This window comes from Collinsella tanakaei (assembly GCF_016900375.1).
Classification (GTDB): Bacteria; Actinomycetota; Coriobacteriia; order Coriobacteriales; family Coriobacteriaceae; genus Collinsella.
Genome location: NZ_JACJKB010000005.1, coordinates 72,523 through 87,744 on the forward strand (window position 1 = coordinate 72,523; position 15,222 = coordinate 87,744).

Below are 15,222 nucleotides of genomic sequence, written 5' to 3' on the forward strand. Positions count from 1 at the left end.
CACGTGGCCAGGTCGGGCTTCGTTGTTCTTCTGGTCGCGTCGGCATATTGAAGTGCGCTTTCCGCCGGGTTGGCCCGTTACCGGTGCACTTTCGACCAGATGTGCTTATTGCCAGTGCACTTCCGGCCAGGTCGACTTCTTGCCAGTGCACTTTCGGACAAACCGGCTTATTGCCGGTGCACTTTCGGACAAATCGGCTTATTGCCGATGCACTTTCGACCAAGTTCCCCCATTGCCGGTGCACTTTCAGCCAAAGTAAAACGTTGTCGGTGCACTTCCGGTCAGTTTAGATTTTGCCGGTGCACCTGGGGTACACGATCGAGGCCAAATCATGTACCCCAGGTGCACCGGCAATCTTGAAACTGGTCAGAAGTGCACCGGCAATTCCAAGCCGCCCGCAAATCGGCGGTCGGCTGCCACAAAGTCTGTCGGCACTTCGCCTCGCCGGCGGCGTTCGCTGGCACCCCCCTGCTAGCGAGAGTCCCAAAACAAAAAGCAGGCCAAACGCCGTCGCGTCTGGCCTGCTGCAATATCGGGCTGGGGCAGAGGGATTCGAACCCCCGTAACCGGCACCAAAAACCGGGGTCCTGCCGCTGGACGATGCCCCAATGCGCTCCTGGTCGCACAGAATCGACCAAGCTCAATCAGTGTACCTAATCGTTCAAAGCTGCGCAAACGCCGTCGAGCAGGCGTACGGCCAGCGTCTGGGCGTCGCTCGAGGTGAACATGCCGTCGTAGCCGTTGATGCCGGTGAGCTCGATGCGAATGAGAACCGGCTTCTCCTTAGCGGCAGCGAACGCCGTGCCGATGCGCTGCGACAGGTTCGCGCACTCGGCGAGGGCGATGGTCGGGCGCGGCGCCGCGTCCTCGGGCAGCCCTTCGCGCGCGAGCTCGAGAATGAGGTCCATGCCCTCGGGAATCTCGTTGTCGCACAGCACCATGCCGCTCGACTCGGTGGTCGCCGAGGCGATGTTCCACATGCGCGAAGCCACGCTGCGAGCGATGGTGTCCTCACCGTACACGGCGATCTTGTAGTTCTCGAGTACCTCGGCGGCGCGGGCAAAGCCGATGCGCTCCTCGGCCTCGACGATCGACGGCTTGCCCTCCCACACGTGGTGCAGACGCTCGATGTAGGCGAAGGTGTCCTGGAATGCCATACCGTCTGCGAACAGGCCGACGTTCTCCTGGAACTGCTGAAGCGCCGCCTCGGTGTGCGGGCCAAAGTAGCCGTCGTCGGTGCCGCAGGCAAAGCCCAGCACGTTGAGGGCCTGCTGCAGCATGCGCACGTCGGCGCCGTGGAAATTGGGGAGGCGCAGGTACAGCGTGCGGTCTCCCAGACGATACGACGCGTCGACCAGTGCCGACCAGCAGGTCATATCGACCTCGTCGCCCGGCGTGAGGCCGTTGTCGTCCCTAAAGAAGCTCACGGCGCGCGCCGTGGTGTCGCCGAACAGTTTCTCGTCGAGTTCCTCCTGGGCAATCTCGAGCCCAAGGATGGAAAGGCGCGACTGCACGTCTTCGACGGCGGGTCCCTTCATGCCCTTGACGATCGGCTCCATGCGAACCCCTTCCCCCTAAATAAAACGATGCCGTCGGCGTTGGCTCAGGATGCTGTGCCGACGGGGCAGATACGTGCTCATTATGATGCCCCACCAGTTTATCAAGATATACATACCACTGCATGCCGTCTCTTATCACGCGATTCGACCTCAACGAACAATCGATGCCTAGCGCTCTGTGCGACATCTTGCCTGCAAGGGTGCTACCGGTGCAAAGTCCGCCGTTATCGCGCCGATGCGCCGCGGCGTCGCGTTGCACGGGCTGAAACGGGGAAGCGCCCGCGCCCGAGCATCCACATTCCCTCCAGAAAACGGCCCCCTTTATCCAATACCCGACGGCGTAGGAAGTTTCTTGACAGGGTGCTGCCACTATGGAGGTGCGCGGCGAGAGCTTCGCCGTCGCGCCGCCTGGGTATCAGGCGCAATGGCATGCGGGCGTGTGCGAGGAGGAAACGTGGCACAACAGAAAGCATCTCGGGCGCATCTGCTCATCGTCGACGACGAACCGGATATCGTGGCCATGCTCCGCGAGTTCTTCTGCATGGAGGGACACGACGTTGCGACGGCGGCAAACGGAGCCGATGCCATCGCCCAGGTCGAGGCGTCGGAGCGCCAGGAGACCGCGCCGTTCGATCTGATTCTGCTCGACGTCAACATGCCCGATATGGACGGGTTCGAAACCTGTCGGCGTATCCGGCAGGCGGTGTCGTGCCCGATCATCTTCCTGACCGCACGCGTGGAGGACGCCGACCAGCTGGACGGCTTCGCCGCCGGCGGTGACGATTACGTGCTCAAGCCGTTTTCGCTTCAGGTGCTGGGCAGCCGCGTGCAGGCGCATCTGGCGCGCGAGACGCGCCGGGCCGCCGAGCCTCTGGCGCGCGTGCGCTTCGAGGGCGGCATCGCTATCGATTACGGCAGCCGCACGGTCGAGGTTGGCGGCATGTCCGACGGACGCGAGCCGCGCCGCCTCGACTTCACGCGCACGGAGTTCGACATCGTGGCGCTGCTGAGCAAGAAGCCCGGCCGTGTGTACGACCGCACCTTCATCTACGAGCAGGTATGGGGCTGGAATGCCGATGGCGACGCGTCGATCGTGCGCGAGCACATCCGGCGCATCCGCAAGAAGTTCGCCGAGGCCGGTCTAGAGGCCGACCCCATCGAGACCGTATGGGGCGTCGGCTACCGCTGGAGCGCGCGATGAGCGCGCGGGAAGCCGGACGTACGCCGGGCCGCCTGCAGCGACTGTGGGCGAACATGCCGCTCATGCGGTCGTTTTTCCTGTATGCCGCCGGATGCGTGCTGGCGTCTATCGTCGTATCGGTCGTCCTCATGCTGGGGCTCATGTCCGTCTACGACACGTTTCAGCGTGCCGCCTGGGAGGGACACGTCGACGTCGAGGGCGGGCCGTACGTCTACGACGCCGTGACCGACGAGCTCATCCCCGCGGTGGCGATCGACCTGTCGTCGCCTTCCGACCGCATCGTGTTTCTGGGGATCCGCGGCGGTATGGGCTATGCGCCCGACGTGGGCGACGATTACAGCGGAGGCTGGATCAACGCCGACACCGGGGCGCCCATCGGCTACGCGACGCTCGAGATGGTGCGCGAGGATCCCTCGATCACCATCTACGACTGGGGCGGCAACTATACGGAGCGGGATTATCAGATGAACGGGGGCTACCCGTACGACCCCATCTCGATCGACGGCTCCAGCCTGGCGGAGTACGATGCGCGCGAGCGGGCGGAGCGCAGGGCGGTGGACGGCGAGTTTTTGACGATCGACGACAACAACCCCAACTTCGTGGTGTCAAATATCGGGTACTTCGTCTTGCAGAACAGCATGATGTTCGAGACGCCGATCATGGTCGCGCTGCGCATCGCTACGGTCCTCACGCCGTTTGCCGTGCTCATCGTGCTCTCGATTCTGTTCTTCCGCCGGTTCTACCGCAGGCGCCTGGGAGGGCCGCTCGCGGTCTTTTGCGACTGCGCCGACCGCGTGGCGCGCCAAGACCTGGATTTCGTGACGCCCGAGGTGCCGGGCCGCGAGTTCACGAGGCTCGGCGATGCGTTCGAGAAGATGCGCGCCTCGCTGGAGGCCTCGCAGCTTAAGCTGTGGCGCACGGCGGAGGAGCGTCGCCGCCTGAATGCCGCCTTCGCGCACGACCTGCGCACGCCGGTGACCGTCCTCAAGGGCACCGTCGAGATGGCCCAGATGCGCGCCGAGGCCGGCGAGCCGGTGGGTGCGAAGACCATCGCCACCCTGTCCAGCCAGATCGACCGCCTGGAGTCCTATGCCCAGGCGATGAGCGGCATCGCCAGGCTGGAGGATCGCGAGGTGGTGCGGACGCCCGTCGCCGCCAGCGACTTCGTGTCCATGGTCCGCACGCAGGCGCAAAGCCAGGCGGGTGCACGTCGCCCCGACGTGGCGCTCGGCATCGATGCGGGCGGCGTCGCGCCGGATGCGACGCTCATGCTCGACCGCTCGCTTGTCGAGGAGGTTCTGGGCAACATCCTGGGCAATGCCTGCGATTATGCGCGCGCCCGCGTGCGGATGGTGCTTTCGCTCGACGACGACCACCGCACGCTCGCCATGAGCGTGGCGGACGACGGCCCCGGCTTCTCGCCCGAGGCGCTGCACCGCGGCTGCGAGCCCTTCTTCGGTGAGGCCAAGAGCTCGGAGCACTTCGGGCTCGGGCTGAACATCGTGAGCACGCTTGCGCGGCTGCACGGCGGCTCGGTGACGCTTGCGAATGGCGAGGACGGCGGCGGTGCGGTGACCGTGACGTTCGACGTGGGCAGCGAAGCATAACCGGCCGCGCCCCGCACATCGCACACGGCGTACCTTGCAGGAAGCTGCGGCCGCCCTTACAGAGTCTTATCAATCGACGCGTACCATGATGCTCGGTTCGCGACGCAGGGAGAGTGATGAAAGATGCTGAGGAACCTCGGAGACGTTTTGACCATGGAGGACGGCACGGAAGCCCAGGTCATCCCGCTCAAGGAGGACCGCGGCGCCCTTGCATCCCTTGCCCTATTCGCGGTGATCGCCTTGGCGATGGTCGTCTACACCGTGCTGTTCGCATAGGGCAGGCGGCGCGCGGGCGCAAAGCTAAAGCCCCTTCCTTACACATTGGGCTTCGTCCTGGGGGTCGAGATCGTTGCATGGGGTCTCGATCGTCAAGACGGAGCCCAACTGCTTGTTAGGGCGGCGTGCAGCCATTCGGCAGGCCTATGCAAGACAAAGCCGCCCGGCTCCACAAAGGAAGCCAGGCGGCCAGCGTAAACGCTTCAATTCAACGTAAAACCGAACCGCTAGTTCAGGCGTTCCACGAAGAAGTCCGCCATCGCGATGAACAGGCTGCGGCAGCGCTCGTCGAGCTCGATGCCCGCAAGCGTCTGCTTGGCGCGGGCGATCAGCTCGAGCGAATACGCGTGCGCGTACTCGATGGAGCCGCAGGACTCGAAGATCTCCACGGCGCGCGCCAGCTGCTCCGGGTCGTCGGTTCCCGAGGAGAGGATCTCCACGAGCTCGTCGTGGTGCTCCTCGGGTCCCAGGGCGTGGACCGCCACGAGGGTGCGCTTGCCCTCGGTGATGTCGCTGCGGAAGTCCTTGTTGCGCGATTCCTTCTCGCCGACCAGGTTCAGCAGGTCGTCCTGAATCTGGAACGCAAGACCCGTATCCAGGCCGAACGAGCGCAGCGCCTCGATTTGCTCCTCGGAGCCCCCGCCGATGATGGCGCCGCAGGCAAGCGGCGTCGCTCCGCTGTAGTAGGCGGTCTTGTGCGTGGCCATGCACAGGTAGTCGTCGACGGTCAGATCGAAGCGGCCGTCGCGCACCCAGCCCAGGTCGAGCGCCTGGCCCTCGATGGTGCGCGTGGTCATATCCACGAGCTCGTGCAGCAGGCGGATCTTCATGGCATCGCTCAGCGAGGGGTCGTCGAGCACGCTGCCCGTTACGAGCGAGAGCGCGAGGTCGCCGCAGTTGATGGCGATGCCCTCGCCCTCGGTGATGTGCATGCAGGGCTTTCCGCGGCGCAGATGCCCGTTGTCGGCGATGTCGTCGTGGATGAGCGCCGCCGACTGGAAGTGCTCGATGGCGGCTGCGGCGCTGATGGCGCTCGAGAAGTCGCCGCCCACGGCCTGGGCCGCGAGCATGCAGATGAGCGGGCGGTGGCGCTTGCCGGGGTTCTCGGCGTAGCGCTTGAGCGGCGCGTACAGGTACGCGTCGATGTCGGCGTTATCGGTCTGGTCGAGGAAGAACGACACCAGGTAGCTATTGATCTCCTCCATATGGCGGTTGAGGAAATCGATAAACGGGCTTTGCACGAGCGGCCCCATTCTCTCGAGACAAAAAGACTGCGGCCCGGCTTGCGGACCGCAGTCTATTGTACGCGCGATGCGCCGTCTATGGCACGCTCTTAATCCCGGTTACTCGGTTGCAAAACCGTTCGGGTTGTGGGACTGCCAGTTCCAGGAGTCGCGGCACATGTCGTTGATGTCGAACTCGGCGGTCCAGCCCATCTCCTCGCGCGCCTTCGTGGCGTCGCACCAGTTGGCGGCGATGTCGCCGTCGCGGCGCGGGCAGATCTTGTAGGGAAGCTCCTTGCCGCAGGCCTTCTCGAACGCGTGGATGACGTCGAGCACAGAGGAGCCGGTGCCGGTGCCCAGGTTGAAGATGCCGACCTCCTCGCGGCCGTTCATCCACTCGAGCGCGCTCACGTGGCCGCGCGCCAGGTCGACCACGTGGATGTAGTCGCGCACGCCGGTGCCGTCGGGCGTGGGGTAGTCGTCGCCGAACACGTTGATGCACTCGCGCTTGCCCACGGCGACCTGCGCCACATAGGGCACGAGGTTGTTGGGGATGCCCTTGGGGTCCTCGCCGATCAGGCCGCTGGGGTGCGCGCCGATAGGGTTGAAGTAGCGCAGCAGCACGACGTTCCACTCGGCATCGGCGGTGTGTAGGTCCATGAGCATCTGCTCGATCATCCACTTGGTCCAGCCGTAGGGGTTCGTGGCCGGCTTCTTGGGGTCGGCTTCGGTCACAGGCGGGTTGTCCGGATCGCCGTAGACCGTCGAGGAGCTGGAGAAGATGATGGACTTGCAGCCGTGCTCGCGCATGACGTCGCACAGGGTGAGCGTGCTACCGATGTTGTTCTGGTAGTACTCGAGCGGCTTGTGGACCGACTCGCCCACGGCCTTGAAGCCGGCGAAGTGGATGACGCGGTCGATCTTGTGCGCGTCGAAGATGCGCTCGAGCGCCGCGCGGTCGAGGACGTTCGCCTCGTAGAACGTGAGGTTCCGGGCGGCGTCGTCGCCGACAATCTGCTTGATGCGGTCGATGGCGACGGGGCTCGAGTTGGACAGGTCGTCGACCACGACGACCTGGTAGTCGCGCTGCAGCAGCTCGACCACGGTATGGGAGCCGATGAATCCGGCGCCGCCGGTCACGAGAACGCAGGTGTCGTTCGGGGTAAGCTTTGCGGACATGTAAGTCTCCTATCGTCTGCGCACGCGCGTCTGCGCGTGCGGTTTCAGTATAGCCCACGGGCACCGTCGCCTTGAGTGCATGGTTCGAGGCGAGATATACCAAAGGACGTGCACATTCGCACAAACGCGGGTGGCCGCATTGCGCGTCTGCGGGACACAAGAGCGCGAAGCCCGGCGGCAACCGGGCTTCGCGATGGTGTCGATTGTGCGGCTTCAGGGCAGCGGGCTGCCCGCGAGTTCCGTGCGGCCTACTGGCCCTCGAGGTTGATGCCGTTCGCCCAGCCCCAGCGCGGGGTGGCGGTGACGCCGTAGTACGAGATCCACTCGTCGACGTCGATGGTGCGGATGTAGCCGATGTTGTCGCGCACGATGTTATCGCCCACGTAGATGCCCACGTGGCCGTAGATGCGGCCTGCCGAGGTATGCGGGTGGCTCGGCACCGCGATGATCATGCCGACCTTGAGGTCCGCCTTGTTGGAGCTCGTGCACCAGTTGGCGTACTGGTCGTCGGCGTTGCCGGGCACGTTGCCGAAGCCGGCGCGCTCGAACACGTCGGACACCCACCAGGCGCACAGGCCGCCGCCGGGTGAGGGCGTGCTGTAGGCGTAGTCGACAACGCGCTGCTGGGCGTTGCCGGCGTTGATGGCGCTTTGGCCCGTGCCCGGGATCGAGGTCGTGCCGCCGTTGCTGGCGGCAGCCTTGGCCGCCTCCTCGGCAAGGCGACGCGCCTCCTCTTCCTGGCGCGCGGCTTCGAGGATCTCGGCGTCGCGCTTCTCCATGAGCTCCTTGACGTCGTCGTTCAGGCCGTCGAGCAGTTCCTGGACCTCGTCCTTCTTGGCCTTCATGTCGTCGAGCTGCTTCACCTGGGTCGACTTCAGGCCCTCGAGCTCGGTGCGCTGGCCCTCGAGCTCGGCCTTCTGCTGCTCGAGCTCCGTCTTCTGCTGCTCGAGCGCGGCCTTCTGCTGGGCAAGCTCGTCTTGGATGCGGTGGACCGTGTCGATGGTCTCCTTGTCGTTCTCGTTGACCTTGTCGATGTAGTAGGCCTTCGAGATGAGCTCATCGAACGACGAGGACGAAAGCAGCAGCGAGATAGCGGTGTTGCCGCCCGACTTGTAGCTCGCGGCGACGCGCTTGGCGAGCAGGTCCTGTTTCTCCTCGAGCTGCTCCTGCTTCTCCTCGATGTCGTCTTGCGTCTGGTCGATGCTGTCCTGGGTGTCGTCGATCAGCGCCTGGGTATCGTCGATCTGGCCCTGGACGCCCTCGATCTGCGTCATGGTGTCGTCGAGCTGGATCGAGAGGTCCTCGAACTGGTACGAGATGTCGTCGAGCTGGCCCTGGACCTCCTCGAGCTGCTCCTGCGCGTTGTTGAGGGCCTCGGTGGTCTCCTTGGTTGCCTCGGCTGCGCGCGCGGGGCGGGGCAGGCCGAACAGGACGGCGGCGCTGGCGGCCGCGAACGCAGCGCTCACGGCGGCGCGACGCGAGAGCATGTGCTCAGACGGCGAATCGATGGCGTTGTGCTGCGGGTTCGGTACAAAGTGTTGTGACATACATGCTCCGTTTGTGTTGTGTGAATATGTCGATCAACGTATGTGTAGGTGTAAGGATACCGCAGATGTGCCGCCGCGCGGCGATTTTCACATCCCGTCGACTAACGGAAACCTGTGCGCAGGGCGCGCGGGCGTAGGGTGTCGGATAATCGAGCGGGCGCTGGCGGGGGGGGGTGCTAGCCGATGACGCTCAGCGCCAAGATGGCCACAAGGCAGATCGCCGCCACGGCGATCGCCGCGCCATCGCGGCGGGAGTCCAGGCGCAGCTCGTGCCAGCACGTGCGCTCGGCGCTGCCCGTGTAGCCGCGGGCGTCCATGGCGCGACCGAGGTTCTCGGCATGGCGCATCGCGCCGGTGAACAGGGGCGTTGCCAGCGGGATGCAGGCGCGCACGTAGGCGATCGGCCCGCGGCCGGCAAGGTCGGCTCCCCGCGCGGTCTGGGCGGTCGTGATGGCGCGCGCATCCCGCGCGAGTGTGGGCACGAAGCGCAGGGCGATGGAGACAACCATGGCCGCCTCGCCGACCGGCACGCCGAATCGCTCGAGCGGGGCGAGCAGCCCGCGCAGGCCGTCGGCGATAGCCGTGGGCGTGGTGGTGAGCATGAGCAGCGAGCCCATGGCGAACATGAGCAGGAAGCGCACGGTGTAGAGCACCGCCGCCTCGATGCCTGCGGTGCGGATGGCGAAGGGGCCCCAGGCGGCCACCACATCGCCGACGTCGGCGAACAGGAGGTTCACGAGCGATGTCACCACGAGAACCGCCGCGAGGGGCCTGAGCTGCCGCGCGAAGCGGCCCAGAGGGATGCGCGCGAGCGTGCAGGTCGCGAGCGCGAGCAGGGTCGCCAGCGCGAGCGCGGGCGCACCCCGCGCGATCAGGCAGCTCACCATATAGAGGAGCGTAATCGCGATCTTGACGCGCGGGTCGAGCGCATGGATAGGGGAGACCGCCGCGTAATAGCTACCGAGGCTGATGCGCCGTGCCATAGCGGATCACCTCCTCGACGAGTTCGTCGACCGTAAGCGGGGCGGCCGGCAGGTCGATGCCGCGCGTGGCAAGCGCCCGTTCGAACCCGAGAGCCCACGGCTCGCCGAGTCCGAGGCCGTCGTTTTGCGGAAGCGTTATGCGTGGGTCGCGCAAGATGTCGCGTGCGGGGCCGTGCGCGACGAGGCGCCCCCGGTCGAGCACGGCGACGCGGTCGGCAAGCAGCGCCGCGTCATCGGCGGAATGGGTGATGAGGAGCAGCGTTGCGCCCTCAGTGCGCAGGCGGACGATGAGCCGGCGCATGCGGTCGCGCCCCGCGGGGTCGAGGCCCGCCATGGGCTCGTCGAGCACGAGGATAGGCTGTTGCATGGCGAGGACGCCGGCGAGCGCCACCGCGCGCCGCTGTCCGCCGGAGAGCTGATGGGGAGAGCGGCCGAGCAGCTCGTCGGTGGGCTCAAGGCCGCAGGCGCGCAGGGCGTCGCGGACGAGCCGGTCGAGCTCATCGCCAGCGGCGATGCCGAGGTTGGTGGGGCCGTAGGCAACATCCTCGCGAACCGTTGCGGCAAAGAGCTGGCGCTCGGGGAACTGTCCGACATAGCCGATGGCGCGCCGCACCCGGGAGCGCGCGGCGCGGTCGGCGGTCGATGCGCCCTGCACGCGGACATCGCCTGCGCAGGGCAGCTTGAGCGCGCAGGCGAGCTCGGCGAGCGTGGACTTGCCCGCTCCGGTGCGGCCCATGAGGGCGGTGACCGTGCCCGGCTCAAGGGCGAGGCTCACGCAGTCGATGGCGTACGGCACGCGCGGGGCCTCGCGGTGGATGAACGGCAGCAGGCGCCGGTGCGGAGGGTCCACATAGGTGTAGGAAGCTTGGCTGAACGACAAGGCGGGCTCCGCGGGCTGGCTCGCGTCGTGCCCGCGTGACTTCTGGGGTGTGGGCACGGCGGTTGAGATGCGGCGTGTCCGGAGCTCGTCGGCGAGCGCTTCGCAAAGCAGCTGGGCGTCAATGGTGTGCGGCAGGCGGAAGCCCCGTGCCTCCAGCTGGCGTGCAAGGTCCACGGTATGGGGCTCGTCGAGGCCGAGCTCGGCGAAGAGCGTTGGTGTGCGCACGAGCTGGTCGGGCGTCCCTTCCCAGGCGATGCGGCCGCCGTTCAGGGCGACCACGCGGTCGGCGGCCAGCGCCTCGTCGACGTCGTGGGTGATGTGCACGATGGTGATGCCGTGCTCGCGCAGGCGCTCGATGGTGCTTCGCACGGCGGCACGTCCCGGGGCATCGAGCATGGAGGTCGGCTCGTCGAGCACCAGGACCTGCGGATCCATGGCCAAAGCGCCCGCGATGGCGACGCACTGGCGCTGGCCGCCCGATAGGTCGGCGGGGTCTGCCTGCGCGAGACTCTCGATGGCCACCGCGGCAAGGGACGCGCGTACGCGCCGGGTGATCTCGCCGCGCGGCAGCCCGAGATTCTCGGGGCCGAAGGCGACGTCGTCCGCCACGACGCTCGTGACCATCTGGTCCTCGGGGTGCTGGAAAACCGTGGCGACCATGCGGCGCGCCTCGAGGGCGCTCTCTGCGCTGTTGGCAGGATCGATGCCACCGATGCGCATGGACCCGGCGCTCGGTGTGAGCAGACCGTTCACGACCTGCGCGAGCGTCGACTTCCCCGATCCGTTGGGCCCCACGATGCACACGTGCTCGCCGGGTTGCGCCTCGAGCGAGATGCCCGCAAGCGCTGGCGATGCCATGCCCGGGTAGGCAAAGGTAACGTCGTCGAGCTGGATGATGGATGCATGCGAAGTCACGGGACGGGTTGGCCCTTCGGGAAGATGGCGGGTCGGCGCGCGCCGAGCCGGCGTCAGCCGGGCGGATAGGGGCTGGACGCTGGGGTTTTCAACGCAGTGCCACTATAGCGCTGCCACCCGCGTTGCACAACGGCGCCGTCAGCGCGTGTCGAGCGCGCATGGGCTTCTGCACGCGTTTTCGCTCCCGCCTTGGAGGTGCTGGCGGCATCCGTGAGGCGCTGTTGGCAGGAAATGTAACTTGAGCATTTTACAGACCCCCTTGGCTTGGCTCTTGGGGGCGGATATCGCTGCCCCTGTTCTCGATTTGGGGCGTATGGGAACTTTTGCCGGAGCCAAACCGGCTTCTCTGCCGCCTTCAAAAATGCTTAAGCTGCAATTTTAGCCAGCGCGCGCCATGCTCGGGCTTCCGAGCGATTTGCGCTGGATGAAATGGGGGCTTTTGTACCGCTCTCAGCCCCGTGCGAGCTCACGTGGGGCGCTCCTTTGGTGTCGTATTGGCCGCTTTGCGCGCTATGGCCGGTTTTGCAGGCGCCCAGGGCTTGGGGTCGAGATCTGCATCGGGTACAAAAGTCGCAATTCCATCCAAGGGGCCTTCGTGTCCCCGTGCGAGCCGGGGCAGCACGTCCGCCCGCCGCCTCTATCGGTCGCCCGATACCCCGCTCGCGCTGTGCTCGCACGCCCTCGTAGGGTATAGTCGAACAGATAGGCCATTTGCAAGAACGACAAGGCGGTATGCCATGCACGAATACAGCCAGATCAGCGATGAGGTGCTTTGCGCGCTGGGAGCAGCGGCAGGGGAGGACAACCTTACCCTCTTTGAGCCCATGAGCGCGCACACGACGTTTAAGATCGGCGGCCCGGCCGACGTCGTGGTGCGGCCGACGAGCACGTCGGACGTCGTCAAGGTGCTCGACACCTGCGCGATCGCGAACGTACCCGTAACGGTCGTGGGCAACGGTTCCGACCTGCTCGTGGGCGACCGCGGCATCCGTGGCGTGGTCGTGCTGCTGCGCGAGAACCTGAGTGCCATCAGCTGCGAGGGCACGCGCGTGCACGCCGAAGCTGGCGCCCTGCTGCGCGATGTGGCCCTGGCTGCAGCCGACGCCGAGCTCACCGGTATGGAGCCCCTCTGGGGTATCCCCGCCACGGTGGGTGGTGCCTGCCACATGAACGCCGGCGCCTACGACGCATGCTGCGCCGACGTGCTCGAGTCCGTGGACGTCTACGAGCCGGGCGAGCCGCTTGCCGACGGTAGCCGCGCCCGCGGCATGGTGCGCACCTACAAGACGGCGGACCTCAAGATGGGCTACCGCAAGAGCCGCGTGCACGACGAGGGCCTCATCGTGCTCTCGGCGACCTTCTCGCTCGCACCGGGCAACGGCCGCATGATTCGCGTCGCCATGGACGACTACCAGAAGCGCCGCGAGGAAAAGCAGCCGCTCGAGATGCCGAGCGCAGGCTCCACCTTCAAGCGCCCGGAGGGTTACTTCGCCGGCAAGCTCATCATGGACGCGGGCCTGCGCGGATGCCGCGTGGGCGGCGCCCAGGTATCGGAGAAGCACTGCGGTTTCGTGGTCAACGCCGGCGGCGCCACCGCGGCCGACGTCAACGGGCTGATCGAGCACGTGCAGGAGGAGGTCAAGCGCCAGTTCGGCGTCGACCTCGAGCCCGAGGTCCAGCGCATCGGCGAGTTCTAAGCCGCTGCCAACAGCTGCGTACAACAAGAAGCGCGGGATATCGGAAGGCCGATATCCCGCGCTTTTGCTTGCTCATGAAAGTTTGGGACCTGTCCCCAAACTTGCAGGCTACTCGGTGGACGAGGAGGTCTCGCCGGTGTCGCCGCCGCTTCCGGTCTCGCCCGTGTCGTCCGAGTTGGACCCGGACCCAGAGCCGGAGCTCGAGGGGCCTGTCGAGATGTAGATCCACACCGTCGTGCCCGGTTCGACCTCGCCGCTCGGGCTGTAGCGGATGACCTTGCCCACCGGCACGGTGTCGCTCGACTCCTGGACGGGGTTGTAGTACAGGCCCGCGTTGGAGATGGCGTCCTGCGCGTCCTCGGCGTACATGCCGGCGATGCCGAGCGCGTCCACGTCGACGGTCTCGGTCGACGGGTCGGGGCCGTCGGAGATGACGACGGTGATCGTCGTGCCCGGCTCCTGGTGGCCGCTCGGGTTCCAGCTGATGACGATGCCCTCGTCGACGTCGTCGCTGTACTCGGTGGTCACGTTGATGCCGAAGCCGGCCTCGTCGAGCGCGGAGGACGCCTCGGAGCGGGTCATGCCGGTGAGGTCGGGCACCGAGGTGGTGTCGGGCGCGACGACCACGGTGAAGTCGACCGTGCTGTCGACGTCGACGGTCGTGCCGGCCTTGGGGCTCTGCTCCAGGATCGTGCCCTCGTCCTCGTCGGAGGTGGTGTCCTCCTTGACCGTGCCGATCTTGAGCTTGGCGGCGATGATCATCTTCTCGGCTTCATCGCGGCTCGTGGCCTTCGAGAGGTCGGGAACCTCGGTGGTCTCTGCGGGCTCGGGTCCCTTGGACACGACGATGTCGATATCGGAGCCCTTGGGCTGCTGCGTATCGCTGCCGGGATGCTGCTCGCAGACCTGGCCGGCGGGGTACTGGTCGCTGTTGGCCTCGGTCACGTCGCCGACCTTGAAGCCGTACTCCCCGATCTGGTTGACAGCCTCCTCGCGGGTGAGCGACAGCAGGTTGGGCACGGCGACCATCTCGGCGGGCGCGAGCATGCCGCTCACGGCAAAGACGGCGGCGGCCACGACGGCAACGATCACCAACGCGATTGCCGCGATCTTGCCCTTGCCCATACCGTCGTTCTTCTTGGTCTCGTACGAACCGGTGCTGAACTGGCCGGCCGCCACGCGACCGGTGGTGTTCACGGCCGCGGCGCCGCCCACGGGGCGGGCCATGGCCTGGGTCTTGTCGCTCATGACGCGCGTGGTCGTGTTGCCGGAGCCGACCGCGCCGATCACGCGGGTGGGCTCGGGCACGTCGACCGTGCGGCCGGCCATGTAGCTGTTGAGCACGCGGCGCAGCTCGTCGGCGGTCTGGAAGCGGTTGGCCGGATCCTTCTCCATGCAGCGCAGGATGATACGCTCGAGGTCGCCGTCGATGTTGGGGTTGATCTGCGAGGGCGGAACGGGCAGCTCGTTGACCTGCTTCAGGGCGACGGAGATGGCGTCGTCGCCGTCGAAGGGAACCTGGCCCGTGGCGCACTCGTACATCACGACGCCCAGGGAGTAGATATCGGAGGTGGGGCCGAGCTCCTGGCCGCGCGTCTGCTCGGGGCTGACGTAGTGGGCGGTGCCCAGCACGTTGTTGTCCTGCGTGAGATGGCTGTTCTTGGCGCGCGCGATGCCGAAGTCCATCACCTTGATGTTGCCGTCGGGCAGCACCATGATGTTTTGCGGCTTGATGTCGCGGTGGATGATCTCGTGCTTGTGCGCGACCGAGAGCGCGCCGCAGATCTGGCTCGCGATCTGCGCGACCTTCTTGGGGTCGAGCGCGCCGTGGCTGCGGATGCCGCTCTTGAGGTCGGTGCCGCGCAGGTACTCCATGACGATGTAATAGGTGTCGCCGTCCTTGCCCCAGTCGTAGACGCCCACGATGTAGGGGCTCGAGAGCGCCGCGGCCGCCTGCGCCTCCTGCTTGAAGCGCGCGGCGAACGTGGCGTCGCTCGCGTACTGGGGCAGCATGATCTTGACGGCTACCGTGCGGTCGAGCACCTGGTCGACAGCGCGGTAGACCGAGGCCATGCCGCCGGCACCCACTTTGTCTTTAAGGAGGTATCGTCCTCCTAGCAATGTCTGCTGCTCTGCCATCTCTTACTCCTCACAG

11 protein-coding genes and 1 tRNA gene are annotated in these 15,222 nt (G+C 66.3%); 4 read left to right on the top strand and 8 right to left on the bottom strand.

The features are described 5' to 3' along the window. Nucleotides 1–537: 537 nt before the first annotated feature. Nucleotides 538–608, bottom strand: a tRNA-Gln gene (locus H6A16_RS04730). A gap of 45 nt (nucleotides 609–653) precedes the next feature. Further along, nucleotides 654–1,559 carry a peptidoglycan-binding domain-containing protein gene (locus tag H6A16_RS04735; RefSeq protein WP_204616588.1) on the bottom strand — a complete coding sequence of 302 codons (906 nt, stop codon included), beginning with the start codon at nucleotides 1,557–1,559 and terminating at the stop codon, nucleotides 654–656. A gap of 454 nt (nucleotides 1,560–2,013) precedes the next feature. Here H6A16_RS04735 and H6A16_RS04740 point away from each other — a divergent pair, with 454 nt between their 5' ends. From H6A16_RS04740 to H6A16_RS04750, 3 genes are all read left to right on the top strand, one after another. Continuing rightward, nucleotides 2,014–2,760, top strand: a complete 747-nt coding sequence (locus H6A16_RS04740) for a response regulator transcription factor (RefSeq protein WP_342589715.1) — start codon at nucleotides 2,014–2,016, stop codon at nucleotides 2,758–2,760. Continuing rightward, nucleotides 2,757–4,367, top strand: a complete 1,611-nt coding sequence (locus H6A16_RS04745) for a HAMP domain-containing sensor histidine kinase (protein ID WP_204616590.1) — start codon at nucleotides 2,757–2,759, stop codon at nucleotides 4,365–4,367. The genes H6A16_RS04740 and H6A16_RS04745 overlap by 4 nt, the downstream gene beginning before the upstream one ends. A gap of 123 nt (nucleotides 4,368–4,490) precedes the next feature. Then, nucleotides 4,491–4,643 carry a hypothetical protein gene (locus H6A16_RS04750; protein WP_204616591.1) on the top strand — a complete coding sequence of 51 codons (153 nt, stop codon included), beginning with the start codon at nucleotides 4,491–4,493 and terminating at the stop codon, nucleotides 4,641–4,643. A 227-nt stretch (nucleotides 4,644–4,870) separates the two neighbouring features. Here the strand turns inward: H6A16_RS04750 and H6A16_RS04755 are convergent, their stop codons facing one another. From H6A16_RS04755 to H6A16_RS04775, 5 genes are all read right to left on the bottom strand, one after another. Next, complete coding sequence (locus H6A16_RS04755; protein ID WP_342589716.1) at nucleotides 4,871–5,884, bottom strand: polyprenyl synthetase family protein; 1,014 nt, start codon at nucleotides 5,882–5,884, stop codon at nucleotides 4,871–4,873. Nucleotides 5,885–5,986: 102 nt separating this feature from the next. After that, nucleotides 5,987–7,045 (bottom strand): UDP-glucose 4-epimerase GalE, encoded by a 1,059-nt coding sequence (gene galE / locus H6A16_RS04760; RefSeq protein ID WP_204616594.1) that lies wholly within the window; start codon nucleotides 7,043–7,045, stop codon nucleotides 5,987–5,989. Between the two features lie 248 nt (nucleotides 7,046–7,293). Further along, nucleotides 7,294–8,592, bottom strand: coding sequence for a coiled-coil domain-containing protein (locus tag H6A16_RS04765; protein ID WP_204616597.1), 1,299 nt, complete (start codon nucleotides 8,590–8,592; stop codon nucleotides 7,294–7,296). A gap of 176 nt (nucleotides 8,593–8,768) precedes the next feature. Beyond that, nucleotides 8,769–9,575 carry an energy-coupling factor transporter transmembrane component T family protein gene (locus tag H6A16_RS04770; protein ID WP_204616599.1) on the bottom strand — a complete coding sequence of 269 codons (807 nt, stop codon included), beginning with the start codon at nucleotides 9,573–9,575 and terminating at the stop codon, nucleotides 8,769–8,771. After that, the gene (locus H6A16_RS04775) at nucleotides 9,550–11,370 is read right to left on the bottom strand and encodes an energy-coupling factor transporter ATPase (protein ID WP_342589717.1); all 1,821 of its coding nucleotides are present in this window, start codon (nucleotides 11,368–11,370) and stop codon (nucleotides 9,550–9,552) included. Before H6A16_RS04775 ends, H6A16_RS04770 begins: the two co-directional genes overlap by 26 nt. 737 nt (nucleotides 11,371–12,107) lie before the next feature. Here H6A16_RS04775 and murB point away from each other — a divergent pair. Beyond that, on the top strand, nucleotides 12,108–13,067 hold the full coding sequence (gene murB / locus H6A16_RS04780; protein WP_204616600.1) for a UDP-N-acetylmuramate dehydrogenase: 960 nt from the start codon (nucleotides 12,108–12,110) through the stop codon (nucleotides 13,065–13,067). A gap of 108 nt (nucleotides 13,068–13,175) precedes the next feature. On the opposite strand, the gene pknB is transcribed toward murB, so the two are convergent. Then, on the bottom strand, nucleotides 13,176–15,206 hold the full coding sequence (gene pknB / locus H6A16_RS04785) for a Stk1 family PASTA domain-containing Ser/Thr kinase (protein ID WP_204616601.1): 2,031 nt from the start codon (nucleotides 15,204–15,206) through the stop codon (nucleotides 13,176–13,178). Nucleotides 15,207–15,222: the final 16 nt, after the last annotated feature.